22 protein-coding genes are annotated in these 25,877 nt (G+C 57.3%); 12 read left to right on the plus strand and 10 right to left on the minus strand.

Features of this window, described 5'->3' with window-relative positions:
* Positions 1-51: 51 nt before the first annotated feature.
* The 5 genes from xdhA to B9Z49_RS16560 all read left to right on the plus strand — a co-directional run bounded on the left by xdhA (position 52) and on the right by B9Z49_RS16560 (position 7,092).
* Positions 52-1,515 carry a xanthine dehydrogenase small subunit gene (xdhA, locus tag B9Z49_RS16540; RefSeq protein ID WP_108354535.1) on the plus strand — a complete coding sequence of 488 codons (1,464 nt, stop codon included), beginning with the start codon at positions 52-54 and terminating at the stop codon, positions 1,513-1,515.
* 64 nt (positions 1,516-1,579) lie between these two features.
* On the plus strand, positions 1,580-3,952 hold the full coding sequence (gene xdhB / locus B9Z49_RS16545) for a xanthine dehydrogenase molybdopterin binding subunit (RefSeq protein ID WP_108354536.1): 2,373 nt from the start codon (positions 1,580-1,582) through the stop codon (positions 3,950-3,952).
* A gap of 75 nt (positions 3,953-4,027) precedes the next feature.
* Positions 4,028-4,210 carry a hypothetical protein gene (locus B9Z49_RS16550; protein WP_108354537.1) on the plus strand — a complete coding sequence of 61 codons (183 nt, stop codon included), beginning with the start codon at positions 4,028-4,030 and terminating at the stop codon, positions 4,208-4,210.
* A 111-nt stretch (positions 4,211-4,321) separates the two neighbouring features.
* Positions 4,322-5,557, plus strand: coding sequence for an MFS transporter (locus B9Z49_RS16555; protein WP_108354538.1), 1,236 nt, complete (start codon positions 4,322-4,324; stop codon positions 5,555-5,557).
* 308 nt (positions 5,558-5,865) lie between these two features.
* Entirely contained in the window at positions 5,866-7,092 is a 1,227-nt protein-coding gene (locus B9Z49_RS16560) for an MFS transporter (RefSeq protein WP_233254671.1), read from the plus strand.
* A 52-nt stretch (positions 7,093-7,144) separates the two neighbouring features.
* Here the strand turns inward: B9Z49_RS16560 and B9Z49_RS16565 are convergent, their stop codons facing one another.
* A complete protein-coding gene (locus tag B9Z49_RS16565) occupies positions 7,145-7,777 on the minus strand; it encodes a hypothetical protein (protein ID WP_233254672.1) in 633 nt (210 codons plus the stop codon).
* A gap of 106 nt (positions 7,778-7,883) precedes the next feature.
* Between B9Z49_RS16565 and xdhC the strand changes: the two genes are divergently transcribed.
* From xdhC to B9Z49_RS16590, 5 genes are all read left to right on the plus strand, one after another.
* Complete coding sequence (gene xdhC / locus B9Z49_RS16570; RefSeq protein ID WP_108354539.1) at positions 7,884-8,672, plus strand: xanthine dehydrogenase accessory protein XdhC; 789 nt, start codon at positions 7,884-7,886, stop codon at positions 8,670-8,672.
* 176 nt (positions 8,673-8,848) lie between these two features.
* The gene (locus tag B9Z49_RS16575; RefSeq protein ID WP_108354540.1) at positions 8,849-10,060 is read left to right on the plus strand and encodes a urate hydroxylase PuuD; all 1,212 of its coding nucleotides are present in this window, start codon (positions 8,849-8,851) and stop codon (positions 10,058-10,060) included.
* Between the two features lie 147 nt (positions 10,061-10,207).
* Positions 10,208-11,191, plus strand: a complete 984-nt coding sequence (locus B9Z49_RS16580; protein WP_108354541.1) for a tripartite tricarboxylate transporter substrate binding protein — start codon at positions 10,208-10,210, stop codon at positions 11,189-11,191.
* A gap of 8 nt (positions 11,192-11,199) precedes the next feature.
* Complete coding sequence (locus B9Z49_RS16585; RefSeq protein WP_108354542.1) at positions 11,200-11,673, plus strand: tripartite tricarboxylate transporter TctB family protein; 474 nt, start codon at positions 11,200-11,202, stop codon at positions 11,671-11,673.
* Between the two features lie 59 nt (positions 11,674-11,732).
* On the plus strand, positions 11,733-13,226 hold the full coding sequence (locus B9Z49_RS16590; RefSeq protein WP_108354543.1) for a tripartite tricarboxylate transporter permease: 1,494 nt from the start codon (positions 11,733-11,735) through the stop codon (positions 13,224-13,226).
* An 81-nt stretch (positions 13,227-13,307) separates the two neighbouring features.
* Here the strand turns inward: B9Z49_RS16590 and B9Z49_RS16595 are convergent, their stop codons facing one another.
* Complete coding sequence (locus B9Z49_RS16595; RefSeq protein ID WP_108354576.1) at positions 13,308-14,354, minus strand: Ldh family oxidoreductase; 1,047 nt, start codon at positions 14,352-14,354, stop codon at positions 13,308-13,310.
* A gap of 172 nt (positions 14,355-14,526) precedes the next feature.
* Here B9Z49_RS16595 and B9Z49_RS16600 point away from each other — a divergent pair, with 172 nt between their 5' ends.
* Together B9Z49_RS16600 and B9Z49_RS16605 are read left to right on the plus strand one after the other, a co-directional pair.
* A complete protein-coding gene (locus tag B9Z49_RS16600) occupies positions 14,527-15,573 on the plus strand; it encodes an LLM class flavin-dependent oxidoreductase (protein WP_108354544.1) in 1,047 nt (348 codons plus the stop codon).
* A 9-nt stretch (positions 15,574-15,582) separates the two neighbouring features.
* Positions 15,583-16,581 carry a tripartite tricarboxylate transporter substrate binding protein gene (locus tag B9Z49_RS16605; RefSeq protein ID WP_108354545.1) on the plus strand — a complete coding sequence of 333 codons (999 nt, stop codon included), beginning with the start codon at positions 15,583-15,585 and terminating at the stop codon, positions 16,579-16,581.
* 53 nt (positions 16,582-16,634) lie between these two features.
* Here the strand turns inward: B9Z49_RS16605 and B9Z49_RS16610 are convergent, their stop codons facing one another.
* The 8 genes from B9Z49_RS16610 to B9Z49_RS16645 all read right to left on the minus strand — a co-directional run bounded on the left by B9Z49_RS16610 (position 16,635) and on the right by B9Z49_RS16645 (position 25,856).
* On the minus strand, positions 16,635-18,059 hold the full coding sequence (locus B9Z49_RS16610) for an 8-oxoguanine deaminase (RefSeq protein ID WP_108354577.1): 1,425 nt from the start codon (positions 18,057-18,059) through the stop codon (positions 16,635-16,637).
* 287 nt (positions 18,060-18,346) lie between these two features.
* On the minus strand, positions 18,347-20,074 hold the full coding sequence (locus B9Z49_RS16615) for an AMP-binding protein (RefSeq protein ID WP_108354578.1): 1,728 nt from the start codon (positions 20,072-20,074) through the stop codon (positions 18,347-18,349).
* 50 nt (positions 20,075-20,124) lie between these two features.
* Positions 20,125-20,346, minus strand: coding sequence for an acetyl-CoA carboxylase biotin carboxyl carrier protein subunit (locus tag B9Z49_RS16620; RefSeq protein WP_108354546.1), 222 nt, complete (start codon positions 20,344-20,346; stop codon positions 20,125-20,127).
* A 14-nt stretch (positions 20,347-20,360) separates the two neighbouring features.
* Positions 20,361-21,230, minus strand: a complete 870-nt coding sequence (locus B9Z49_RS16625) for an ABC transporter permease (RefSeq protein WP_108354547.1) — start codon at positions 21,228-21,230, stop codon at positions 20,361-20,363.
* A 1-nt stretch (position 21,231) separates the two neighbouring features.
* Complete coding sequence (locus B9Z49_RS16630) at positions 21,232-22,197, minus strand: ABC transporter permease (protein WP_108354548.1); 966 nt, start codon at positions 22,195-22,197, stop codon at positions 21,232-21,234.
* Between the two features lie 29 nt (positions 22,198-22,226).
* A complete protein-coding gene (locus tag B9Z49_RS16635) occupies positions 22,227-23,798 on the minus strand; it encodes an ABC transporter substrate-binding protein (protein WP_108354549.1) in 1,572 nt (523 codons plus the stop codon).
* 40 nt (positions 23,799-23,838) lie between these two features.
* Positions 23,839-24,831 (minus strand): ABC transporter ATP-binding protein, encoded by a 993-nt coding sequence (locus B9Z49_RS16640; RefSeq protein WP_108354550.1) that lies wholly within the window; start codon positions 24,829-24,831, stop codon positions 23,839-23,841.
* Positions 24,828-25,856, minus strand: a complete 1,029-nt coding sequence (locus tag B9Z49_RS16645; RefSeq protein ID WP_108354551.1) for an ABC transporter ATP-binding protein — start codon at positions 25,854-25,856, stop codon at positions 24,828-24,830. The genes B9Z49_RS16640 and B9Z49_RS16645 overlap by 4 nt, the downstream gene beginning before the upstream one ends.
* Between the last annotated feature and the right edge of the window lie 21 nt (positions 25,857-25,877).

Consider the following 25,877-nt stretch of genomic DNA (forward strand, 5'->3'; position numbering starts at 1 on the left):
CCCCGCTTACTTAGAATGGGGTCCTACCGTTTATTTACCCCTCCCCGCACCATGACCCAAGTCACCAACTCTGTGCGCTTTGTACTCGACGGCCGCATCGTCGAAGCCCAAGGCAAGCGCCGCACCACCACTGTTCTGGATTACCTGCGCGAGCAACTGCACCGCACCGGGACCAAAGAGGGCTGCGCCGAAGGCGATTGCGGCGCTTGTGTGGTCATGGTGGGTGAACTCAACGCCGCTGGCACAGGGGTGGACTATGTGGCCACCAATGCGTGTATTCAGTTGCTGCCATCGCTCGATGGCAAATCCATCAAGACGGTGGAGAGCTTGAAAAAAGCCGATGGTTCGATGCACCCGGTGCAAGAAGAAATGGTCAAGTGCCACGGCTCGCAGTGCGGTTTTTGCACGCCCGGCATCGTGATGAGCTTGGTGAACATGGTGCAAACCAATACCTCGCCCGCGCGTCAAGACATCACCGACGCCCTGAGCGGCAACTTGTGCCGTTGTACCGGCTACGCGCCCATCATCGATGCCGCTGCCAAGGCCTGCGAGAAAAAAGCAGCTTTGAAGTTGGACGACAGCGCCGACCTGCCGTTGCTAAAAGAAATCAAGCGATCCAGCGTGCCCACCTTGAGCCTGGACGGCGACATCATCGTGCAGCCGGTGGTTCGCACCAAGAAGGGCAACGAGTTTGTCTCGCCCGCCACCTTGACCGAAGTCGCCGACTATTTGTTGAAGAACCCCACCACCACTTTGCTGGCGGGCAGCACCGAAATTGGCCTGCAGGTGAACAAGCAGTTCAGCCGACCTGACCACATCATGTATCTGGGCAATGTGGCCGAGCTGCGTCAGGTCAAAGAAACCGACCAGGTCTGGCGCATTGGCGCAGCCGTGTCGCTGACGCAAGTCGAGGCGCTGGTCGCCAAGGCCTACCCCGACTTCACCGAGGTGCTGCGGCGCTTTGGTTCGCCCCCCATCCGGTCCACCGCCACGCTGGCGGGCAACATCGCCAACGGCTCGCCGATTGGCGACACCATGCCTTGCCTGATGGCGTTGGGTGCCAGCTTGGTGCTGCGCCGGGGCGAAAAGACCCGCAAGGTGCTGCTGGACAACTTCTACACGGGCATGAAGAAAAACGTGATGGAGCCCGGAGAGTTCATCGAAGCCGTCGAATTGCCCAAGCCCGTGGCCGGCCAGGTGTTCCGCGCGCACAAGGTCAGTAAGCGTTTTGAGCAAGACATTTCGGCCACCTGCGCTGCCATCAGCTATGCGCTGAAAGGCGGCAAGTTGTCGGGTGTGAAGTTGGCCTACAACGGCTTGGCGCCTTCGCCCTGCCGTGCGCTCAAGCTGGAGGCCGTGCTGGAAGGTCGCGTGCCATCCGAGGTGACAGCGGCCGATCTGGATGCGGCGATTGCCGCCAGCTTTACGGCCCGCGACGGCTTGCGTGCCACATGGGCCTACCGTGCCTTGGTGGCCCGCAACTTGGCTTTGGAATTCATCGAAGAACAATCTTAAAACCTGGGGATAGACCAATATTTGCGCAGCAAATTTGCTCTGCCAACTCACTCTAGAGGCAAAAATGAACGCTCCTACCGCACTCAAAAACCTGCTGCCTGTCTCAGGTGTCCAACAGGGCAAAGAGCTGGTGCACGAGTCCGCGCATCTGCACGTCACAGGCTCGGCCACCTACATTGACGACATCCCCGAGCACGCAGGCACTTTGTATGCCGCGCTCATCTTGTCTCCTGTGGCGCATGGTGAGCTGATCGGCGACGGCATTGACCGCGCAGCCATCTTGCGTGAGCACGGCGTGGTGGCGGTTTACACCGCCAAAGACATTCCCGGCGAAAACAACTGCGGCCCCATCGTGCACGACGATCCGTTCCTCGCCGCTGGCAAGGTCGAGTTCATTGGCCAAGCCGTGGCCGTGGTCGTGGCGCGCGACATGCTGTATGCCCGCGAAGCCGCTCACAAAGCCAAGGTGCTGGTGAACGAACTCAAGCCCATCTTGACGGTGGAAGAGGCCATGGAAGCGGGCAGCTTCATCATGCCGGCCAAGGGCATCACCCGAGGTGATGCAGCAGCAGCCATCGCCAACGCGCCCCACAAGATCAAGGGCACGACCCGCACCGGCCAGCAAGAGCAGTTTTACCTTGAAGGCCAAATCACTTACGCGGTGCCCAAAGAAGACGGCCAGCTCACGCTGTACGTGTCAACCCAGCACCCTGACGGCAACCAGCGCGAAGCCGCGCACGCCCTGAACCTGCACACCAACGATGTGGAGGTGATCTGCCGCCGAATGGGTGGCGGCTTTGGTGGCAAAGAGGGTAATGCCAGCATCTTCAGCCAAAGCGCCGCGCTGGCTGCGCACAAGCTGCAAAAGCCCGTCAAGCTGCGCGTCAACCGCGACGACGACATGACCATCACTGGCAAGCGCCACGATTTCCGCATCGACTATGAAGTGGGCTTTGACGACAACGGTCGCGTACTGGGCGCCAACATCACGCTCATGTCGCGCTGCGGCTACAGCACCGATTACTCGGGCCCTGTGAATGATCGTGCTTGCTTGCACATCGACAACACTTACCACCTGCCCGCGCTCAAGCTGGTCAGCCACCGCTGCAAAACCAACACCCAAAGCGCCACCGCTTTCCGTGGCTTTGGCGGCCCACAAGGCATGTTCGGCATCGAGACGGTGATGGACGAGATCGCCATGACTTTGGGCAAAGACCCACTGCAAGTGCGCAAGCTCAACCTCTACAAAGACCCCGCCATCAGTGGCACACCCGACACCATGACCACCCAATACAACCAGCTCATCGAAGACTGGGTGGGCGACCAGGTGATCGACCAGGTGGAGCAGGAATCGAAATACACCGAGCGCCGCGCGCAGATTCAAGCCTTCAACGCCAAGAGCAAAACCCGCAAGCGTGGTTTGTCATTGGTGCCACTGAAGTTCGGCATCAGCTTCACCGCCACGCACCTCAATCAAGGCGGCGCGCTGTTGGTGATTTACATGGATGGCTCAGTCAGCTGCAACCACGGCGGCACCGAAATGGGCCAGGGCCTCAACACCAAGATGGCACAAGTCTGTGCTGATGGTTTGGGCATCAGCGTGGACCATGTGCGGATCACCGCGACTGACTCGCAAAAAGTGCCCAACGCGTCAGCCACCTCCGCATCGAGCGGTGCCGACATCAATGGCGCGGCCATCATGAACGCGACGATGCAAATGCGCGAGCGCTTAAAGCCTGTGGCCGCCCGCATGCTGGGCTGCCAGGCTGACGACGTGGCTTTTGCTAACAACGAGCTGCACGATGGCTCGAATCCAGAGGGCAAGTCGGTCAAGTGGACCGATGTGACCAAGCAAGCGTATATGGAGCGTGTCGGCTTGTCGGTCACGGGCTTTTACATGACGCCCGAAATCAAATACGACTTCGCAACCCTGAATGGCCGTGCTTTCTATTACTACTGCTACGGCGCGGCCGTGAGCGAAGTGGAGATCGACACCCGCACCGGCGAGTGGTGGCTCAAAGCCGTGGACATCGTGCACGACGTGGGCCGCAGCATCAACCCCGCTCTGGACAAAGGCCAGATCGAAGGCGCTTTTGTGCAAGGCATGGGCTGGCTCACCATGGAAGAGTGCATTTGGGACAAAAAAGGCAAGCTGCTCACGCATGGCCCCAGCACTTACAAAATTCCGGTGGCGGGGGACATTCCAGAGCACTTTAAAGTGACGCTGTTCGACAACGCCAACTTGAAGCCCACGCCTTTCAACAGCAAGGCCACGGGCGAGCCGCCGTTGATGCTGGGCTTGTCAACTTTCTTCGCCCTGCGTGATGCGGTGGCCGCCAGCGCCGATCACAAGGCGGTGGTGTATTTGGACGCCCCAGCCACGCCTGAGCGCATCTTGATGGCTTGCGAAAAAGCCAAGGCCACTGCAGGGTTGTGATGCGTTGAGCCGGATGCCTGAAATGGTTTCAGGCATCCTGTCATTTTGATCCCCATAGCCCACAGGAGCAGGCCCATGTCAGACGATCCACGGTGCTGCGGCACTGGCACTTGCATCATCAACGCCGAAGGCCAGTGCTGGTGTGGCCAGCGCTGGGATGGCGAGAAGATGTGTTTCACGGCAGAACCTGCGCCAGCGAAATCCCAATCTCAAAACGCCGAACCCTCCCATCAGCCTTCTCGCGCTGGGCAAGACTGAGCTCTGCCCAAGCATGACCCGCAGCCCACAACCGTTTGAGATTTTGCAGAGTTTGCAGCAGGGCACAAGGTCACCACAGTGACCTCTTCAGCCACTCCATCCCCTCCCGCCATGCACTGGCGCGACCCGTTCCTGGTGCGGAGTTTTCGTTTCCAGTGGCCTGCTGATCTGACCACGTCCTGGGCTTTCGAGATGGAGACCATCGTGCTGGGCTGGTTCATCCTGGTCGAGTCGGGCTCGGTAATGATGCTGGTGGTGTTTGGCTCCTTGCAATACTTGGGCTCTTTGGTTTCCCCCATGTTTGGCGTGGTGGGTGATCGGCTGGGTTACCGCCGCATGCTGTATTTGTCGCGTGCTCTGTATGCGGCGCTGGCCGCCACCTTCATGCTGCTGGCCTGGGTGCAAGCCCTCACGCCCGTGATCGTGCTGGTCATAGCTGCTCTGGCAGGCCTGGTGCGCCCCTCGGACATGATGATGCGCAACGCCTTGATCGCTCAGACCTTGCCGCCCCGGCATTTGCTCGGGGCGCTGGGCATCTCCCGCATCACCTCGGATTCTGCCCGCATTGCGGGTGCCTTGGCGGGCGCGGGCGTGGTGGCCTGGTTGGGCATGACTTGGGCATATGCGCTGATCACCGCGCTTTACTCGCTCAGCTTTGTGCTGTCTCGTGGCGTGTCTGATGGGCCTGCACAAACTGCCGTCATAGATGCCCCACGCCTATCGCCTGTGCGCGACTTGCAGCTGGCCTTTGGCTATGTGTGGACCCGTCCGGTGCTGATGGCCGCCATGGCCTTGGCGTTTTTGGCCAACCTGTTGGCCTTTCCCTTCTCATTGGGCTTGCTGCCTTATGTGGCCAAAAACATTTACCTGACCGACCAGACGGGTCTCGGCTGGCTGGGCGCCAGCTTTGCTTTTGGTGGCCTGGTGGGCTCGGTGGTGCTCAGTTCGCACCGATTTGCGTTTCGCGCCGCGCAAACCATGGTGCTGGCCGGGGCGGTTTGGTTTGCGGTGGATGTGCTGTTCGCCTTCAGCACGCATCTGGGTGTGGGCATGGCCTTGCTGTGCTTGGCCGGCCTGGCGCAAAGCTTGAGCATGACGCCGCTGGCGGCCGTGATGCTGCGCGCCACAGAGCCCGCTTACCGCGGCCGTGTGATGGGCATGCGCATGCTGGCCATCTGGGGTTTGCCATTGGGCCTGCTGCTGTCGGGCCCGCTGATTGACCGCTGGGGTTATGCCGCCACTGCCGGCATGTATTCGGCCCTGGGGTTACTGTTGACTGGTGCCATGGCGGTGTACTGGCGTTCGCACATTTGGGACCGCAAAGCCCCGGCCAATGCACCTTTGTGACGCGCAGCCTGATGCGCCCCCGCTGTGACCAAAGCGACACCGTTCCATCGGCCTTGGGCGCACATTATGGATTCGACACGATGAAAAAGACACATCAGAGTCATCTAAATGCGTGTCATCCTGGAAATGCGTGTCATCCTGGGCGAAGACCCGGGATCCATTGCACCGCGCTGCCCTTTGCAAACCTTGGCTTTGCGCTCTGGATCCCGGCTCAAGGCCGGGACGACGAGATAAAAAGGCCGGGATGACAAAATAAAAAGGCCGAGATGCCAAATCTGAAAGCATCAAGTCGAAAGCGAATAGCAACCATGACCACCTTGACCTCTTCTGCCGACACTGTGCCCGAACCAAACGCTGACCACCCCCGCGTGGTGCGGGGCTTGCTCAACATCGCGCACGCCTTGGACCATTTGTTCTTGCTGATTTTTGCGGCGGCAGTCAGCACCATCGCGACCGACATGGGACTGGCCCAGTGGCAAGACCTCATGCCCTATGGCGCGGGAGCGTTCTTCATGTTCGGTCTGGGTTCTTTGCCAGCCGGGCGATTGGGCGATTTGTGGGGCCGCCGCAGCATGATGCTGATCTTCTTTTTTGGCATTGGTACGGCGTCCATCCTCACGGCGTTCACCCAAACGCCTTGGCAACTGGCCATAAGCCTGACGCTGATCGGCGTGTTTGCATCCATTTACCACCCTGTGGGCATTCCGATGTTGCTGGAACGCTCGTCCAATCCTGGGGCGACGATTGGTTTCAATGGCCTGGCGGGCAACTTGGGCGTGGCGGTGGCGGCCTTGCTCACGGGTTTTCTGATTCAGTGGCAGGGCTGGCGTGCGGCCTTTGTGGTGCCGGGTGTGTTGGCCTTGGTCTGCGGCTGGGTGTTTGCCCGCGCTTGTCCGCAAGAGTTGTCATCGCCCGCCAAACGCAAAGGCGGCGCCAAGGTCAGCCTGCCCGCGCCGATGTTGGCGCGTGCACTGGTGGTGATGACGGCAGCGGCCGTCACCAGCAGCGTGTTGTTCAACTTCACCACCAACGGCAATGGGCCTTTGATCACCGAGCGCTTCAAGGGCGTGATGGAAGACCCTGCCAGCTTGGGCCTGTTGCTGGCCTTGGTTTACGCCGTGGCTTCGGTGGCCCAGGTGGTGGTGGGGCACCTGATCAACCGTTTCCCGCTCAAACACTTTTTCATGTTCATGGTGATGGCGCAGATCCCCATGCTGGTGCTGGCCTCTCAGGCACAGGGGTGGTGGCTGTTTGCGGCGCTGATTGGCGTGATGGTATTCATCTTCGGGGCGATTCCCTTCACCGATTTCATGATCGCCCGCTATGTAGACGACCGCCTGCGTTCACGCGTCTCGGGCATGCGTTTGGGCGTGTCGTTCGCGGTGAGCTCCTTGTCGGTCTGGGCCTTGGGGCCGGTGGTCAAGGCCATGGGCTTTGGCAGCTCGCTCTTGCTGCTGGCGGGTTTTTCGGTGGCCACCACGCTCATTTTGACTTTGCTGCCCGGGGCGGCGCACGAGCAGACGACACCGGCCTGAGGCTTGTCTTGGGCCTGAGCTTGTCTGGCCTCAGTCGTCCCAATAGTTCTGATCAGTCCTGACCCTCAGTCAGGGTGTCGAGCTGAAACTTGCCGCTTTTGTGCCAAAGCCACACATCGGTGTAGGTGACCTGGCTCATGTGCTGGGGCACGGGGTATGGGGCTGCGGCTTTGACCATGCGTTCGATTTGTTGCATCACTTGCGGCACATGCCGGGGTGCACGCATCCATTGCACCGATTTGACCGAACCGTGCCGGTCGATGTCGACGTTGAGCACACCCACCGCCTCTAACATGGGGGGCAGGCGGCCTTTGTAAATGCTTTGGCTGTGCCGAGCATAAAGGTGGTTGGCTGCGTCCTTGCGGTAATCCTTGGCGTTGCGTGCGGCCGATTTGACCGGACTGGGGGCTGCGGCAGTCGCAGCGGGTTGGGCCACGGTGGCCGGCTGTGTCGCGGCGGGTATGGAAGGTGTGGCGGGTATGGAAGGTATGGCAGGTATGGCAGGTATGGCGGGTGTGCTTGGCACCTGGCTGGTGGAAGGCCGTGGGGTCGGTTTGGCGGTCGGGGGCGCGCTGCAGCCGCTCAGCCAGCCCAGGCCCACGGCGCTCAGGGCCAGCAAGGTGCGCGACAAAACGGTGCGGTGCGGGTTATGTTGCGGGTGATGGTGCTGGGGTGCCTCTGGCATAAATCGGGTCCTCTCCTTGGCATACTCGGTGTTCGGGCGTGATTGTGGCATTGGACACGGGCCTTGGCGAGTGGCCATTTGACAAAGGGGTGTGCGTGTGAAATGGATGATGGTGGCGTTGGATCGTTTGGCCGGAGAGGCAGCGGTGCGGGTGAGTGTGCAAGCCACCCAGGGCTCGGTGCCGCGTGGGCCGGGCACCCACATGCTGGTGTTTGCCCGAGGCGAAGAGGGCACGATTGGTGGCGGACATCTGGAATTTCAGGCTTTGTCGCAGGCTCGACGGCTACTGGTTGGGGAGTTGGTGCCTACTCACTTTCGTCAGGTGCTGGGCCCCAGTTTGGGGCAGTGCTGCGGCGGGGTGGTGGAGTTGCTTTTGGAGCGTGTGGACGCAGGCGACGTGGCGCGCTTGCGCACGGTGTTGATGCCGTCATGCACCCCGTTGGCGCTGTTTGGCGGTGGCCATGTGGGCCGAGCAATTGTGAACGCCCTGGCGCCTTTGCCTTTTGCGGTGCGCTGGATCGACAGCCGCGACGAGATTTTTCCGGCCGATGTGCCCGACGGGGTGGAATGCGAGCACTCCAACCCGGTGCAAGCTGCTGTGGCCGATCTGTCCCCGGGCAGCCGTGTGCTGATCATGAGTTTTAGCCATGCCGAAGACCTCGACATCGTGGTGGCTTGTCTCAAGCGCCTGCGCGCGCAAAATGATTTGCCTTTTGTCGGCTTGATCGGCAGCAAGACCAAGTGGGCCACCTTCCGGCACCGCCTGGAGGACCGGGGTTTCACAGCCGAAGAAATCGCCCGCATCACCTGCCCGATTGGGGTGCCGGGCATCACGGGCAAAGAGCCTGAAGTCATTGCGGTGGCGGTGGCGGCACAACTCTTGCAGACGCTTTGAAGGTGTGATGCTGGTTTCCCCTAGGCCGACAAGCCAGAGGGAGACTGGAATCCCAAACATAAACTGTATACACTCCGGTGCACTGGTCGCAGCGGCGCAGGTTTCTCTGGAAACATGTTCGCGACCGAATACCCGCTCACAGGGCCCGCGGTGGTGAGCAGGTTGGAGAATCCTTCATGGAATCGTATTTTCTGGAATGGGCCAATTTGTTGCTGCGATGGGTGCACGTCATCACCGCCATCGCCTGGATTGGCTCCTCGTTTTACTTTGTCTTTCTGGACAACAACCTGCAAAAACCCAACTCGCCCGACTTGCTCGAAAAAGGCGTGGGCGGCGCCATGTGGGCGGTGCACGGTGGCGGTTTTTACAACCCGCAAAAGTACATGGTCGCCCCCAAAATCATTCACACCAAGCTCCATTGGTTTTATTGGGAAGCTTATTCCACTTGGCTGAGCGGTTTTGCGCTGTTCACGGTGCTCTACCTCTACAACGCGGGCACTTTCCTGATCGACAAGTCGCTGATGGACTGGACGCCTGTGGTGGCCGGTTCGGCCGCTGTGGGTCTGTTGGTGGCGTTTTGGTTGGTCTACGACACCATTTGCCGCGTGTTCGGCTTCCGAAAAAATGGCGAGCTGATCGTGGCGGGCTTGATGCTCGTGGTCGTGGCGTTTTGTGCCTGGCTGGCCAACGAGCTGTTTGCAGGCCGTGCTGCCTTCTTGTTGGTGGGGGCCATGATCGCTACCGTGATGAGCGCCAATGTGTTTTTCTGGATCATCCCCGGCCAGCGCAAGGTGGTAGCTGCCATGACGTCCGGTGAAGCCTATGACGCCAATTCCCTGGCCATCCACGGTAAGCGTGGCAAGCAGCGCAGTGTGCACAACACTTATTTCACATTGCCCGTCATCTTTGCGATGCTCAGCAACCACTACAGCTTTTTGTACACACACGAACACCGCTGGGTGCTGCTGTTCGTGATGATGTTGGCTGGCGCTTTGATCCGCCAGTTCTTTGTGCAGCGCCACGCCTTTCATCTGGGCCGTGCTGCAAATCCCTGGCCCTTTGCAGCGGTGGGCGTGGTGATGATATTGGGGGTTATCGTGGCCTTGCGGCCTGCGCCGCCCAAGGTCTCTGCAGTGCCTGTCCAGCCGGTGAGCTTTGCCCAGGTGCAAAGCCTCGTGGGTCAGCATTGCATCAGCTGCCATGGTGCGCAATTGCAAATGAAAAACGTGCGACTGGACAGCCCCGAGTTGATCAAGCAGCACTCACAAAACGTCTACCAGCAAGTGGCGGTGACCAAGCAAATGCCCATGGGCAATGCCACTGGCCTGACCGATGAAGACCGGGCCTTGATCGGGCGCTGGTTTGTGGCGGGGGCCAAACTGGACTGAGGACGGGGCACTTTCGAGGCCTTCAAGAGACAGTCGCCAGAGTTACTGGGGCTATGGTTGACCCTATTGGTATGACGATCGAATGGGTATATCTTGGATTCAGCAGGTCCCCGTGGGTCCGGCTGTTCAAATCACAAGGAGAAACCCATGTTCAATCGCTCACGCCGTACTTTGGTTGCCAGCGCTGTTGCTGGTCTGACTTTTTTGGCAGCTGCCCTGCCTGCTGCCGCTCAAAATTATCCCGTCCGCCCCATCACCATGATCGTGCCTTGGGGCGCAGGTGGCGGCACCGATGCGGTGGCCCGCATCGTGGCCAGCTTGCTCGAAAAAGACCTCGGCCAACCCGTCACAGTGGTCAACCGCACAGGCGGTAGCGGTGTCGTGGGGCATGCGGCCATTGCTTCGGCACCCGCTGACGGTTATACCATTGGTCTCGCCACGGTCGAAATCGGCATGATGCACTGGCAGGGCTTGACCCAGTTGACTGGCGCTTCTTACACACCCATCGGTTTGGTCAATGCCGATCCGGCGGGCATTCAGGTGCGCGCCGATTCGCCTTACAAAAACGTGAATGACTTGCTGGCTGCCATCAAGGCCAACCCCGGCAAGTTCAAAGCCTCGGGCACAGGCCAGGGCGGCATCTGGCATTTGGCCATTGCCGGTTTGTTGCTCGACCAGAAAATCGACCCGGCTGCATTGCCTTGGGTGCCCAGCAACGGCGCAGCGCCCGGCTTGCAAGACATGGTGGCTGGGGGTGTGGAAGTGGCTCCGGTGTCCCTGCCCGAAGCGCGTTCGCTGATCGATGCGGGCAAGGTCAAGAGCCTGGCCATCATGGACGCCAAGCCTTCTACGCTGTACCCCAATGTGCCGACCCTCAAATCGGCCACAGGCAGCAACTGGACCATGGCGGCCTGGCGCGGTGTGCTGGCCCCCAAAGGTTTGCCCGCACCGATTCAAACCAGGCTGGCCGAAGCCGTGCGCAAGGCCGTGGCCAGCAAGGATTACAACGACTTCATGACCAGTCGTGGCCTGGGTGTGATTTATGGCGGGCCGGATGACATGGCCAAATTCATGGCCAAGTCCGATGCCGAAATGGGCGTGACCATGAAGGCTGTGGGTCTGGTCAAGTAAGCCTGCGCATGAAAATCAACGACGCTATTTGGGGCTTTGTGCTCATGGCCTTGGGCGCTGCGGTGCTTTGGGCCGTGCGTGCTTACCCCAACATTCCCGGTCAACCGGTCGGGCCTGCTTTGTTTCCGGGCTTGATTGCGGTGGGCCTGTGTGTGGGCGGGGCCTTGCTGGTCTGGCAAGGCTGGCGTGCCCGCTCAGAGGGGCCTTGGATTGAGTGGGAAGACTGGGTGCGTTCGCCACGGCACACCAAGGCGCTGGTCGCCTTGCTGGGCTCGGTGGTGTTTTACATCTTGCTATCTGATGAGCTGGGATTTTTCATCACCGCATTTTTGATGCTGGTGACCTTGTTCAGATCATTGCAAGTGGCTTGGGGCCGTTCGGTCTTTTGGGCGCTGGTGGCCACTGTGGTAGTTCACTTTGCTTTTTACAAATTGCTGCGCGTGCCCTTGCCGTGGGGCATCTTGACGCCCTTCGCTTGGTAAGGGCAGTGACCTACTCTTTTTCACCCAAATGACGATGACAGTCTGAGGAGTCGAGTTTCATGTGGACAGCCATTGGCCAAGCTTTTTCGATGGTGTTTGAGCCCTACACCTTGATGGTGATGGTGCTTGCCGCCTTTTATGGCCTTTTCGTTGGGGCAGTGCCGGGACTGACCGCCACCATGGCCACTGCGCTGTTGGTGCCCGTGACCTTCTTCATGCCGCCGATCCCAGCGGTGGCGGCCATGGTCACAGCCACGGCCATGGCGATTTTTTCCGGGGACATCCCAGGTTGTTTGCTGCGCATTCCGGGCACGCCGGCATCGGCGGCTTACACCGACGAAGCCTTTGCCATGACCCGCAAAGGCCAGGCCGAAAAAGCGCTGGGCGCAGGCCTGGTGTTTTCGGCGGTGGGGGGCTTGTTTGGCACGGCGGTGCTGATCGTGGCGGCGCCTGCCTTGGCCGACTTTGCGCTGAATTTCAGCTCTTTCGAGTACTTCTGGTTGGTGCTGCTGGGTTTGACTTGCGCGGTCTTCATCTCCACCGGTTCGCCGGTCAAGGGGCTGATGATGTTGTTCCTGGGCTTGCTGGTGGCGTGTGTGGGCTTGGGCAACCCGGCCGGTTTTCCGCGCTTCACCTTTGGCAGCACCGAAATGTCGGGCGGCATCGGCATGATCGCCATGATGATTGGCATGTTCGCCATCTCCGAAATCATCCGCTACGTGGTGGACACCAGCCCGCCTGCAGAATTGGTGGTGGAAGAGGTGGGCGGTGTGCTCAAGGGCCAATGGGCCTTGGCCAAAAAATACCCCAAACAAATTTTGCGAGGCAGTGTGTTGGGCACCGCCGTGGGCGCTTTGCCGGGCGCGGGCGCTGACATCGCGGCCTGGATGTCGTACGCGATGAGCAAGAAGTTTTCCAAAGAACCCGAAAAATTTGGCACCGGGCATGTGGAAGGCATTGTGGAATCGGGCTCGGCGAACAACAGCGCCTTGGCGGGCGCGTGGATTCCGGCGCTGGTGTTCGGCATTCCGGGTGACTCGATCACGGCCATCGTGATCGGCGTGCTGTACATGAAGAACATGAACCCCGGCCCGACCTTGTTCACCACCAATCCGCAAAACATTTATGCGGTGTTCTTGCTCTTCATCTTGGCCAACCTGATCATGATTCCCTTGGGCATTTTGTGCATCAAGGTGGCCAAGCGCATCCTCAAGGTGCCGCGTGAAATTTTGATGCCGATGATCTTGCTGTTTTGCGTAGTCGGTACGTTTGCCATCAACAACTCGGTGTTTCAGATTGGTGTGATGTTGGTCGCCGGTATCTTGGCTTATCTGTTGGAAGCCAACAAGTTCCCGACAGCGCCTGCCATTTTGGGCGTGGTGTTGGGCGGCATGTTGGAGGAGAACTTCATCACCTCAATGATCAAGTCCAACGGCGACTTGACCGCTTTTGTGGCCCGACCCATCGCGCTGTGTCTGGCCATAGTGACGGCTTTGGTGTGGTTTGCACCGATGTTGTTGCGCATGCTGCGCAAACCTGATTCTATGGCTTGAACAAGCGCTTTTGAAAACCCCAACAACCCGGCTTGTGCCGGGTTGTTTTTTGCTGAGTGCGGTCGCTCAGTCCGTTATTGCTCAGACCGATGAGGGCACAGCGATTTTGAACTTCTCGGCCCAAGGCACCAACATGGGCATGATGTTGGGATACAGCGCCACGCCCTGACTGGCGCTGTCGGCCTTGAGCTTCAGGCCGCGCTCGCCTGGCGTGCGTACCCAGCGGTCGGGCTGTGCGGGCCGCGCGGCATGGCATTGGCGTGACACTTCGTCCATCTGCGTGTTGAAGGCGCTTTGTCCTGCGAAAGCGCGGGGGTCGATGATCTGCAAATACACCGTGGCGCCCCAGCCTTCAGGCGAGTCGGCACGGCCATGGCCTGACAACCCGCCGGTCAAGGCTTCGACCATCCAGCTCAGACCGTAGCCCTTGTGGCCCGAGTCCATGCCGCCCAGCGGCAAAATCGTGCCCCTGGGTTCGTTGAACAGCACCGCCGGGTCGCGGCTGGGCTGACCGTGGCCATCCATCACCCACTCGGCAGGCAACAAGCCCCCCTCTTTGTGCAGGCGGTTCGTCATGCCGTTGGTGGTCGACGAGGTGGACACATCGATCAGCACCGGCAAGCCCGACGTGGGAATGCCCACCGACATCGGGTTGGGTGTGAACACCGGGTCAAGACCGCCAAAGGGCGCGATGCTGGCGGTGTTCGGGTCCGAGCAATGCAGCAGCATCATGAAACCCTGATCGGTCACGCGCTGGTGGTAAGCCGCCAGACAAGCGATGTGGTGGCTGCGCCGGATGACCACCGTGCAGGTGCCTTGGGTGTGGGCACGTTGTGTGGCCAGTTCGATGGCTTGCAACACCAGCCAAGGACCCGGCAGGCGCTGGCCATCCCAGGTCACTGCGGCCGGGTGGTCCGACACCACCAGCGGCTGGCCTTCTTTGCGCATCTTGCCCGACTCCAGTTCGGCCAGATAAGGGGCGAGCAAGGCCAGGCCGTGCGTGGTGTGGCCCAGCAAATCGCCTTCCAGCAACACGTCGGCTACGGCCTGGGCCTTGTCCGGTGGCAAGCCTGCGGTTTGCAATAGTTGGTCGGCAAAAGCGAAAAGGTCGGAAGGGGCGTAATTCATGGACTTCATCATAAAAAGAAGCTTCGGATGTGCTGTCACGCCGCGGACTCGGTGTGGTTCATACCAAGGCATGGCTAGGGGTTTCCACGAGACGCCGTGTGCCGTGAATAACGGATACTGTTGCATGAGAGTGCTGCGCTATGTTGCCCAGACTCATGACTGAGATGTCTCTATGAAATTCGGCGTTTTTGACCACCTTGACAACAGTGGTGTGCTGTTGAGGGATTTCTATGAAGAGCGACTGCAACTGATTGAGGAATACGACAGGGTGGGTATCCACGTCTACCTGACGGCTGAACACCATGCCACGCCTTTGGGCATGTCACCTTCACCTTCTGTATTCCATTCTGCGGTGGCCCAAAGAACCAAGCGTTTGCTGTTTGGACCCCTGGTTTACACCTTGGCCCTTTACCACCCCTTGCGTCTGGCCGAAGAAGTCTGCATGCTCGACCATTTGAGCGGTGGCCGTTTTCAATTGGGCGTGGGCCGAGGCATCTCGCCTTATGAGCTGGGTTATTACGGTGTCAACCCGGACGAGGCCCATGAACGTTACCTCGAGTCCTATGAGGTGCTGATCAAGGCTTTGAAGGCGGGTCGTGCGGCCTCGCCTGAATTGACCCACGAAGGCAAGTTTTACCAGTACAAAGACGTGCCCATGACCTTGGCACCTTTGCAAACACCCCACCCGCCTTTGTGGTACGGGGTGGGTGACCCCAATGGCGTCAGTTGGTGCGTGGCCAACCGCTGCAATGTGGTGGGCAATGCCCCCCTGGACCGCATGCGGGTGATCACAGACCGTTACCGTGAAGAGTGGGCCGCTGCTGGTCACAGCGCTGACTCGTTGCCTTTGATGGGCACCACACGGCACATGGTGATTGCTGCCACAGACAAAGAAGCCAATGATCTTGCGCGTCAGGCTTACGCACGTTGGTATCAAAGTTTCATGTACCTGTGGGAGAAACACGGCACCAAGCCCGGTGCGTACTTTCCGTCTACTTGGGACGAATTGGCGGGCGCAGGCCGTGCCTTGGCGGGCACGCCGGAAACTGTGCGCGAGCAGTTGCTGCATCAAATCGAGGTCTCTGGCATCAATTTTGTGCTCACGCGCTTCGCCTTTGGCGACCTGCCATTTGCTGCTTCAAAACGGTCTGTTTCTTTGTTCGCATCGGATGTGATGCCCTGGATTCTTGAGCGCACCGATGCTTTGCAACCCCACTGAGGCTTCACCATGAATCACCAACGCAGCACTTTAATTCGGGCACTCCTGGCCCTTGCCATCGCAGGATCTGGCACGCATGCCCTTGCCCAAACAGCCAATGCGTGGCCCACCAAGCCCGTCAAGATCATCATGCCCAGTTTGCCCGCCGGTAGCCCTGACCGGGTGACGCGCATGGTGGCAGAAAAGCTGGCGATTCGTTGGGGCCAACCCGTGACGGTGGAATACAAGCCGGGGGCCACCACGGTGATTGGCACCGATTTCGTGGCGCGATCACCCGCCGATGGCTACACCTTGTTGTCGACTTTCACCTCCTTGGTGCAAGCGCCTGCTTTGCTGCCTAAGGTGCCATGGGATCCTGAGCGAGATTTCACACCCATTGTTCAGTTCATTCGCTCAGAGGTGGTCTTGCTGGTGCGGAGTGACTCGCCCTACAAATCCATCACTGAATTCATCCAAGGGGCCAAGACCGCCAAGGCCAGTGGTGCGCCGCTGAACTATGCGTCTTTTGGCAACGCTTCTTCATTTCACATCTATGGCGAAACGCTCAAGCGAGGCGCGGGCATCGACTTGACGCACATTCCCTACAAAGGCGAATCGGCATCGATTGTTGACCTGATGGGTGGGCAGGTGGTGAGTTCATTCAACTCCATTGGTACCGCCATGCCCCACATCAAGAGCGGGCGTGTCCGCGCACTGGCTTTGGTGGGTGCGGTCCGATCCAAGGTTTTGCCTGAGGTCCCCACATTTGGTGAAGCGGGAGTGGCCAAGATGGACACCAGTGGTTGGTTTGGCATGTTGGCACCCGCGGGCACCCCGCGCAGCATTGTGGACAAGATAGCGGCAGACTCGGCGCAAATACTGGCCTTGCCAGAAGTGATGGAGGCATTGCGGGGCCAGGGACTGGAGCCCACAGGCTTGGGGCCCGATGCTTTTGCCCGCTTTTTGCGCGAAGACCTGATGCGCTGGAGGACCTTGATTCAGGAAGTCGGCGTGAAGGCTGACAGCTGAGTGCTGAACAGTTCTTTCGAAGGATGGCGCACGCTTCAGCGCTGGGTTAACTGTCACCGCAGCGCCAACTGCAGGGCCAGTTGGTTGTGCCGCTCGATCAACGGTCCCATGTCCACCGTGGCAATCTCGCCTTGGCGCACCACCACGCGGCCATTGACGATGGTGTAGTCAGCGTTGTCGCTGGCGCATAGCAAGAGCGCCCCCACCGGGTCATGCACCGCGCCACCCGCCATGCTGAGCGTGTCGGTGCGAAACATCGCGATGTCAGCGCAAAAGCCTTCTTTGATTTGCCCCAGCTCATACTCGCGCCCCAACACTTCGGCGCCGCCGCGTGTGGCCAAGCGCAGCGCGTCGCGGGGTGTCATCTCGGAGGGGCCTCGGTCACAACCGTAAACGGTGCGACCGTCTTCGACGCGTGGTGCTTCCATCGCACGGCTCACACGCGCCAGCAGCATGGCTTGGCGGGCTTCGTTCAGCAAATGCGCCGCGTCGTTGCTGGCGCTGCCGTCCACGCCCAGGCCAATGGGCACGCCTGCATCCAGCATTTTGCGCAGGGGCAAGATGCCGCTGGCCAATCGCATGTTGCTGCACGGGCAGTGGGCAATGCCGGTGCGGGTTTTGGCGAACAGGTACGTGCCTTCTTCGTCGAGCTTGACGCCGTGGGCGTGCCACACATCGTGGCCCACCCACCCCAAGTCTTCGGCGTATTGAGCGGGGGTGCAGTTGAACTTTTCTTTCGTATAAGCGATGTCGTGGTCGTTTTCGGCCAGGTGGGTGTGCAGGCGCACGCCGTGGGCGCGGGCCAGCTTTGCCGATTCGCGCATCAGGTCCTGGCTCACGCTGAAGGGCGAGCAGGGGGCCACGGCCACATGCGTCATCGAGCCATAGCTGGCGTCATGCCAGGTCTCTATCAGGCGTTGGGTTTCTTTCAGAATGGTGGGTTCTTGCTCGACCACGCTGTCGGGTGGCAAGCCGCCTTGTGACTCGCCTACGCTCATGCTGCCGCGTGTGGCGGTAAAGCGCATGCCCATGGTGTGCGCGGCCTCGATGCTGTCGTCCAGCCGCACACCGTTGGGGTAGATGTACAGGTGGTCTGAGCTGGTGGTGCAGCCGCTCAGCAGCAGCTCGGCCATGGCCACCTGGTTAGAGATGCGCACCATCTCGGGCGTGAGGCCCACCCAGATCGGATAGAGGCCTTTGAGCCAACTGAACAGCTCGGCGTTTTGTACCGCCGGTATCGCCCGCGTAAGTGATTGGACCATGTGGTGGTGCGTGTTGATCAGCCCCGGCACCGCCACATGGCGGCGGGCGTCGATCACTTCATCGACCTGCGTGAGCAGTTCGTCGATGTTCTCGGTCGCGGGGATGATGCGTTCGATACGGCCGTCGCGGATCAGGAGCGAGGCGTCTTTCAGTTCGGAGTGGGTATCGTCTTGGGTGGCGATGCAGCGGGCGCGGTGGATCAGCAGCGTGGTCATGGACTTGTCCATTGTTAGGGGTGAAACAAGTCGCGGCCGAATCCCCTGGCCCCCGCTTAAGCAGGGGAGGGCGAGCACCACGTTGCCGCGCGTCCCGGGCTGTGCAGTGGGGCGATTTTACGGGGGGTGTTGCGCAACCTTGCGTTCATCACGCACAGCGCCGGTATGCGGATGGTCCTAGGGCCGATCGGGGGGGACTGCGGTTCGGCGCAAATACCCACTGTGATATTCAGGTGAATAAAAAATTAAAAAACATTAGAAAATTTTTTCGCTTCAGATGGAGCTCATCAGTTCAATTTCAGCTCGCTCAAAATGAGCTGCTTTAGCTTGTACTTCTCGATTTTGTTGGTCGGTGTTACTGGAAGCGCAGTGACAAACCGGATATGTTTTGGCTGCATGAATTTGGGCATTACTTTGATGGCGTGTTCAAGTAATTGAGACTCAGACAAGGTCAAACCTTCTTTCAACTCAACGAACACAGCAATGTCGTCTTCGTCGCCAACAAGCGCCGGCAAAGGAACCGCAGCACAGGCTCTCACGCAGGGATGACTGGCGATCAAAAACTCAACTTCATAAGAGGAAACATTTTCTCCTCGAACACGGAAAAAACCGCCCATTCTGTCAATGAACAAATAGGTACCTGATCCATCGGTGCTTTCTTTGCAAGCGTCGCCGGTGTGAAACCAGCAGTTGCGCAGCACCTTGATCGTGGCATCAGGTTTGCGAAAATACGAGTCCAGCAGCAAACCTGGAAATCTGGGCCGGAAAGCCAGTTGTCCCACCACACCCGGAGGACATGCGTTGTCATCCTCATCCAAAATTGCGACTTCCAATAAAGGGTTTGGCAAGCCCATGAAACCTTTAGGTAGGGGCTCACGCCCATTTACCACCAGACGTCCTGAGGACTTGCACGAAGCAACGTAGTCTTTTTTGTGCAGCCCCTTCCACATACTGAGCGGTGTGCCTTGGACATCACCCAACTCATCGATGATCCCTGTGAAGCCAACACCCGATTCGGTTTGACCGAAGCCACAGCTCACAAAATCGATACCAAAACGTGTAGCTACCTCATTGTGAGTCGCAGGCAAAGGCTGCATGTGCACCTTATTGAGTGAGTTGGCTTTGTCAGATGCCAAAGGCTTCGCACTCATCAGCCAGGGGATCATCACATCCAACAGAATACAACAACTGGCTTGGCATTGGGCAATGCGATCCCAAAACTTGGTGGGGCTGAACTTGTCCCATAACCCCACAGTGTTGCCTAACCAGATGGCCTTTGTCACCACAGCAAAAGCGCCGCCGACATGGTACATCGGCAAATCACAATACAAGATATCGTCAGCTGTCGTCGCCATGCGCAAGGGATAACTGTAATGATTCATCCAGCGAAACGGTTGCACAACGCCCTTGGAGGGGCCAGTGGTACCAGAGGTATAAACGATATTGGCAATGTCAAAGGGACTGCGCACCAGCTGTGGCAAGGGGGCAGAGCAAGCTTGCAATCGGCTTAAATCGGTACACTCAAACCGTGAGGCCATGGTTGCATTTTCGGTGGCCACGTAATCATGATCCGAAGCTTGAGGTTGGTGAACAATTAGCCGTTGCAATTGCACTTCCGCAGAGATCTCATTCAAGATTTCAGCAAATGAAGGATCGGTGATCAAAGCGAAAGGTGCCGTATCGTTGAGTTGATATTGCAACAATGCACCACGGAAATTGAAATTCACCGGTGCAAATACAGCCCCTGCACGCCAAATAGCGTACATGGCCAAAGCACTTACCAGTGAGTTTCTTGTCAACACACTCACAGATTGACCTGGCTGGACTCCCATCTCAATCAAGCCCGCCGCCATGCGATCGGTTCTTCTTTTGAATTCAGAAAAAGTAAGTTGAATATTGTCTTCGCCGTAGTAGATGTAAACCTTGTCGGGCATGCGCAATGCACATTCGTCGAGCTTGTCCAAGACAATGTCGCCCTGAGCCACCATGTCGTCAAATAATGCTTGCGGTGTCATGCCCATGCTCCTAAGTTATACATTCCAACTGATCAATGGTGCGTAAAAATCTAGACTTCTAAGCGGGCCACGATTTGCCCCTCTTTGATCGTTTCACCTTCAAGTACCGATATTTCCATGATCACACCAGCGCGAGGTGCTTCTATGGGAATTTCCATCTTCATGGCCTCCATGATCATCACGCTTTCGCCTGTAGTAACGCTTTGGCCCACAGCGGCTTGGATCTTCCAGACTTGACCCGCAATTTCAGAGGTGATGTTCAAACTTGGCATGGCGGTTCCTGAAATTAAAGTCGTTGATTTGTTGGATCCAACACTTTGCGTAACGACTCACCCAAACTGTTGAATGCCATGGCAGTCAGCAAAATTGCAATGCCGGGTGCGTACATTTGCTCTGGTGCAATTTCCATGCTCTGATAAGCACGAGCAAGCATCGCGCCCCAGCTCGGATCAGGAGGCTGAATACCCAAACCGAGAAAACTCAGACTGGCCTCTGCCAGCAGAGCTCCTGCGAGCAAAATAGTGACTTGCACCAACACGGGTTGCAGCGCATTTGGCAGGATGTGATGCCACAAAATATGTCGAGTTGACGATCCAAAACAGCGTGCCGCATCAACATACAACTCTTGCCGAACCACTAGAGTTTTAGCGCGAGCCAAACGTGCCAACTGTGGAGCAAACACGATGCCAACGGCGATCATGCCGTTGGTCAGCCCAATGCCCAGTGCCCCAGTCACAGCAATGGCCAGCACGATGGCAGGAAAAGACAACAAGGTGTCGATCATGCGTCCTACCAACTCATCGAGCCAGCCGCCCATGTACCCAGCCCAGATTCCAATGGGTACGCCTAAGCACACCGCAATCGAAACGGCCAAGCAACTGGCGTACAAAGCAGCTCGCGCACCAAACAACAATCGGCTAAAAATATCACGGCCCAAGTCATCCGTTCCAAGCCAATTCAATTTCGACGGCGCAGCCATTGTGTTGCTCAGGTGCTGCTCGGTGGGAGAGTGCGGTGCGATCCATTCAGCTGTGAGTGAAACAAACAGCAAGGTCAAAAGAAAAACGAAGCTCAACGCTGCACGCTTATCGCGCTGTAGCCATTGAATAAGCCATTGGAAACCGCTAGGCCTGGAGAGGTGGTCCATTTCCTTCATATCACTTCACCCTGGGGTCAATGACCCCGTACAAAAGATCTGCCAACAAGTTCAGAAGCAACACAATCACCACCATCGCCAGCACGACACCTTGCACCACAGGGAAGTCCCGCTGGAGCGCTGCTTTCACAATCAAGCTGCCCATACCTGGGATTGCAAAAACTGCCTCAATTACCACTGTTGCGGCCAGCATACGGTTGGCCATCAAGGTCAATACGGTGAGCAAATTCACACCGACATTCTTCATGCCGTGCTTCCACAAAATTCGCATCGGCGATAAACCTTTGGCATGCAAAGTTCTTACTTGTTGTGACTGTAAAAGTTCCATGAGTGAGCCGCGAAGCTGTCGAGAAACTTCAGCAATCCCTCCGGCGGCCAATGCAAGTGCAGGTAAGGTGGCATGGTGGATAGCACCCAAGGGGTCTGAACTGAATACGAGAGATCCTGTGACCGGAAACCAGGCCATGTCCAAAGCAAAAACGGAAATCAACAGCATGGCCAACCAAAAGCTGGGAATGGCCACTCCCAAGGAAGCTAAGGACATCACCAAACTGTCGACCCAGCCGCCCTGACGGCTGGCAGCCATCACACCCAAGGGCGCGCCAATGATGAAAGAGAACAGCATGGCCAATACAACAATTAGCGCTGTGTGCGGCAAACAACGCGCAATTGAGACGCTGACCGACTCACCCGTCAGAAGCGATTTTGACAAATCACCCTGAACGGCGTTGCTTATCCAAGTGAAATACTGTTCCAAGAACGAACGGTCAAGTCCATAGAGTTTTCGTATTTCTTCAATACGGACATCTGTTGCGTTATCGCCAGCCAAAGTAACAGCGATATCACCTGGTACCAGCTTTAAAAGACTGAAGGCGACAAAAGTGGCGAAAACCAGCACAGGTAATACCTGTGCCAGTCGCCGCCAGAACAGATCACCGCCGGGTATTGCGTTGAAGAACTTGTTCATTTTTTGCCGTTTCAGAATACTCTTAAGACTTAACCCAAAGACACGTCATTGAACTTGGGCTTGCCCAACAAATTCGGCCTGAAGCCTTTCACCCGTGCCCCAGTCGCCGCAATTTCGAATTGGAAGGCAAGTGGTGCAGAAAAAGCCCCTTCCACCAAAATGCGTTGGATCTTGCTCAATGAAATTTTGCGCTCTTCGATAGATGATTTCTCGCGCGACTCTTGAAGCAGAGCGGCCAGATCGGGCGAAACCTCGGCACGGCCAGCGTTAAAGTAGGCCTCCTTGCCGTACATCAGCGCATAGGACATGCTCGGATCTGGCCGACCAGTCCAGGCAGAAAGCAAAGCGTCAAATTTTTTCTCAGCGCCAAAGAATTGACCTGAAATATCAGGAATGGTTCCGGTTGTGAATTTGGCCTTGATGCCCACCTTACCCAACTGCTCCATGATGATTTCATTGCGACGCATATTGTCTTGGTCGTTGTAGCCGCCAAAAGACAGTTCGATATTGCTTAGACCCGACTCCGATAACAATTTACGTGAACGCTCTGGGTCGAACTTGTACAGGTCTGCCAGTGATTTCTCATAAGCCCAATGCGATGTGGGCAGTTGCATGGCGGCCATTTCGCCGACGCCACCCATGCCCGCATTGATGAATGCATTACGGTCAATTGCGCAGTTGATGGCTTGACGAACCTTGAGATTGTTAAGCGGGGCGCGGCCGAAATTGAAGTAAATCTGAATGCAATACAGGGTAGGTGCCGTTACCAACGTAATGTTTCTGGCTCTTTCAATCAAGGGCTTATACCTTGCTGACAGGGCGTAAACCATGTCATTTTGACCAGCAGTTACAGAGCGCAATGCAGTGGCCTGATCTGTAATGACAGATATTTCAATGCCGTCGGCATAGGGCTCACCCGATTTCCAATAGTTTTCATTGCGTGTGACAACGACGCGTTGGTTGTCTTCCCATCTGACAAATTTCCATGGGCCTGCACCGACTGGTTTACGGTCGTGATCATTGCCTAACTCTTTGACCGCTTTGGGTGAGACCATCATGCCTGCGCGATCTGAGAGCACGGCGGGAAGAACTACATCTGGTGCCTTGAGTGTTAGTTTGACTTGCAAGGCGCCCACAACATCCACAGCAGTAATGCTGGCCAGATCTGCCTTGAGGTTGGAACGCGCATCCTGACGGTTTCGGTCCAAATTAAACTTCACTGCTTGGGCATCACAAGGTGTGCCATCGTGAAAATTGATGCCCGGTTTGATCGTAAGCAGCATCGTCTTGGGATCCGGAAAACTCCAGTCCGCTAAGCCAGGTTTAGTTCGCAGGGTGGCGTAATCCCATTCCACCAAAGTGTCGAAGAGAGTCCATAAAAACACATGGTCTGTGCCAGCACCACCTGTTGCCGGGTCCAAGCTTGAGGGATTGGTCAAGGCGGCTACTTTGAGAATGCCTCCTTTTTTTTTCGCTTCCTGCGCCCAGGCAGGCATGCCGACCAGGCCAATGGCTGCAGAACCTGCAAACATGGCAAGCGTCTGTCGACGCTGTAAAAGCGTTTGGCGGACATTCAATTTGGAATCAACTTGAGTTTTCATTCGAGGTCTCCTTCAGGGTTAAAGTGTGTCAATGAAATTTTTAAGCGTTGCCCACGCTGGGGGATTGCGTCAAATGACAAGCCACCCAGTGATCGGGTTCCATTTCGCGCCAAGCGGGTTTCTCAGTTTCGCAAATACTTTGTACGTGAGGACAGCGGGTGCTAAAAGGGCAGCCTGCAGGGGGATTCATCGGACTTGGGATCTCCCCCTTGAGAATAATCCGCCGATCCTGACGCATGTGTGAAGGCAAAGGCAAGGGCTCAGCAGACAATAACGCTTGCGTGTAAGGATGCAAGGGGTGTTCTGCCATGGACTGGGCGCTGCCCAACTCCATCATGCAGCCTAGGTACATCACCGCAATGCGGTCACTGATATGCGAAACAACTGATAAATCATGGGTGATGAATACATAGGTCAGCCCAAATTCTTTTTGCAATTGCGCAAATAAATTCAGCACTTCACCGCGAATAGACACATCCAGTGCTGCAACTACCTCATCGCAAACCAAGACTCGGGGCTGCAGTGTCAAGGCCCGCGCAATGACGATGCGTTGCTTTTGTCCACCAGAAAACTGGTGAGGATAGCGCCTTGCCTGCTCTGCCGTCAGGCCAACACGGGCCAAAGCATCGAGGGCTATTTTTTCCATGGCCAAGTAATCGCGACGACCAATGGCCACTAACGGCTCCATGACGGCATCGATCACCTTCATTCGTGGATTCAATGCAGAATTGGGATCCTGGAAAATGATCTGAAATTGTCGCCGATGAGTTTGTAAAGCTCGACGATTCAATTGGCTTGGGTCAACCCCATCTTGCAAAATTTTTCCAGAAGTTGGTCTAACCAATGACACGAGTGCACGGCCTAAAGTGGTTTTACCCGAACCAGACTCGCCAATCACGCCAAAAGTCTCGCCTTCGCGTACCTGAAATGAAATTCCATTAACAGCTTTGACCGTTTGTCCATGACGTCCAGTTGGAAAATGAATATGCAGATCAGCAACCTGCAGCACCGATTTTTGAGGAGTTGCGGTCATGCGACTTGCACTCCTGGTAAGCTTAATTCACTGGCACGAACGCAGCGCACTTTACGTTGACTACCGACCACATTCTCAAGGACTTGTTCATTTTCGCAGTTGAAGGTTGCAGATGCGCAGCGAGGTTTAAAGCGACAGCCTTCGATCATGTCTTGGGGTGCCGGAACACGTCCTGGAATTGAGCCTAACGGCTCACGTCTCTTCGCAAAGCGCGGCAAGGAGCGCAACAATCCAGAGGTGTATGGATGCAATGGTGTGAGTAAGGCACTGTCTACTGGGGCATCCTCCACCACTTGCCCGGCATACATGGTTACCATGCGCTGACAGGTTTCAGCCACGACGCCCAAATCGTGTGTGATGAACAACAAGGAGGTGCCGGTCCGATCACTTAACTCACGCATGAGCTCCATGATTTGGGCCTGTACAGTGACATCCAAAGCGGTGGTCGGTTCATCCGCAATGATCAAATGTGGTTCACAAATCAGTGCCATGGCGATCATGATGCGTTGCCTCATGCCGCCAGACATTTGATGAGGGTAATCGTTGTAACGTGCCTGTGGAGCCGCAATGCCCACCTGTGCGAGCAATGCCAGGGTTCTTTCCTTGGCTTCTTTTGATCGTTGGGGAAAGTGTGCGCGAAACGCGTCACTTATTTGATCCCCCACGGTGAACACAGGATCCAATGCGCTCATGGGTTCTTGGAAAATCATGGCCAGCTCACGGCCTCGCAACGAGCGCATTTCGTGCTCCGGCAAGGCCAAAATATTGCGTCCATTCAACCAAATTTCACCCGTGACCACTGCCACGGTTGGGTCAAGTAAGCGCATGAGCGCCAGCCCTGTGACTGTTTTACCGCAGCCACTCTCGCCCACCAAACCCAAACGCTCGGCTTTGCCTATTGAAAACGACACCTCGTTCGTCACAGGAAGAACCCCATTGCGTGTTCGAAACGCAATCGACAGCTTTTTTACTTCCAACAAAGGAGGTGTGCTGGTGAGAGGGGTAATTGAATCAATCGGGGTCATGGGGTTATTGAAGGACTGCAA

The organism is Limnohabitans sp. 2KL-51, assembly GCF_003063645.1.
Taxonomy (GTDB): Bacteria; Pseudomonadota; Gammaproteobacteria; order Burkholderiales; family Burkholderiaceae_C; genus Limnohabitans_A.

What these genes read in the sequence shown, in the direction of transcription:
- xdhA (WP_108354535.1), top strand. Translation starts at nt 52, where the DNA reads ATGACCCAAGTCACCAACTCTGTGCGCTTTGTACTCGACGGCCGCATC.
- xdhB (WP_108354536.1), top strand. Translation starts at nt 1,580, where the DNA reads ATGAACGCTCCTACCGCACTCAAAAACCTGCTGCCTGTCTCAGGTGTC.
- B9Z49_RS16550 (WP_108354537.1), top strand. Translation starts at nt 4,028, where the DNA reads ATGTCAGACGATCCACGGTGCTGCGGCACTGGCACTTGCATCATCAAC.
- B9Z49_RS16555 (WP_108354538.1), top strand. Translation starts at nt 4,322, where the DNA reads ATGCACTGGCGCGACCCGTTCCTGGTGCGGAGTTTTCGTTTCCAGTGG.
- B9Z49_RS16560 (WP_233254671.1), top strand. Translation starts at nt 5,866, where the DNA reads ATGACCACCTTGACCTCTTCTGCCGACACTGTGCCCGAACCAAACGCT.
- B9Z49_RS16565 (WP_233254672.1), bottom strand. Translation starts at nt 7,777, where the DNA reads ATGCCAGAGGCACCCCAGCACCATCACCCGCAACATAACCCGCACCGC.
- xdhC (WP_108354539.1), top strand. Translation starts at nt 7,884, where the DNA reads ATGATGGTGGCGTTGGATCGTTTGGCCGGAGAGGCAGCGGTGCGGGTG.
- B9Z49_RS16575 (WP_108354540.1), top strand. Translation starts at nt 8,849, where the DNA reads ATGGAATCGTATTTTCTGGAATGGGCCAATTTGTTGCTGCGATGGGTG.
- B9Z49_RS16580 (WP_108354541.1), top strand. Translation starts at nt 10,208, where the DNA reads ATGTTCAATCGCTCACGCCGTACTTTGGTTGCCAGCGCTGTTGCTGGT.
- B9Z49_RS16585 (WP_108354542.1), top strand. Translation starts at nt 11,200, where the DNA reads ATGAAAATCAACGACGCTATTTGGGGCTTTGTGCTCATGGCCTTGGGC.
- B9Z49_RS16590 (WP_108354543.1), top strand. Translation starts at nt 11,733, where the DNA reads ATGTGGACAGCCATTGGCCAAGCTTTTTCGATGGTGTTTGAGCCCTAC.
- B9Z49_RS16595 (WP_108354576.1), bottom strand. Translation starts at nt 14,354, where the DNA reads ATGAATTACGCCCCTTCCGACCTTTTCGCTTTTGCCGACCAACTATTG.
- B9Z49_RS16600 (WP_108354544.1), top strand. Translation starts at nt 14,527, where the DNA reads ATGAAATTCGGCGTTTTTGACCACCTTGACAACAGTGGTGTGCTGTTG.
- B9Z49_RS16605 (WP_108354545.1), top strand. Translation starts at nt 15,583, where the DNA reads ATGAATCACCAACGCAGCACTTTAATTCGGGCACTCCTGGCCCTTGCC.
- B9Z49_RS16610 (WP_108354577.1), bottom strand. Translation starts at nt 18,059, where the DNA reads ATGACCACGCTGCTGATCCACCGCGCCCGCTGCATCGCCACCCAAGAC.
- B9Z49_RS16615 (WP_108354578.1), bottom strand. Translation starts at nt 20,074, where the DNA reads ATGACACCGCAAGCATTATTTGACGACATGGTGGCTCAGGGCGACATT.
- B9Z49_RS16620 (WP_108354546.1), bottom strand. Translation starts at nt 20,346, where the DNA reads ATGCCAAGTTTGAACATCACCTCTGAAATTGCGGGTCAAGTCTGGAAG.
- B9Z49_RS16625 (WP_108354547.1), bottom strand. Translation starts at nt 21,230, where the DNA reads ATGAAGGAAATGGACCACCTCTCCAGGCCTAGCGGTTTCCAATGGCTT.
- B9Z49_RS16630 (WP_108354548.1), bottom strand. Translation starts at nt 22,197, where the DNA reads ATGAACAAGTTCTTCAACGCAATACCCGGCGGTGATCTGTTCTGGCGG.
- B9Z49_RS16635 (WP_108354549.1), bottom strand. Translation starts at nt 23,798, where the DNA reads ATGAAAACTCAAGTTGATTCCAAATTGAATGTCCGCCAAACGCTTTTA.
- B9Z49_RS16640 (WP_108354550.1), bottom strand. Translation starts at nt 24,831, where the DNA reads ATGACCGCAACTCCTCAAAAATCGGTGCTGCAGGTTGCTGATCTGCAT.
- B9Z49_RS16645 (WP_108354551.1), bottom strand. Translation starts at nt 25,856, where the DNA reads ATGACCCCGATTGATTCAATTACCCCTCTCACCAGCACACCTCCTTTG.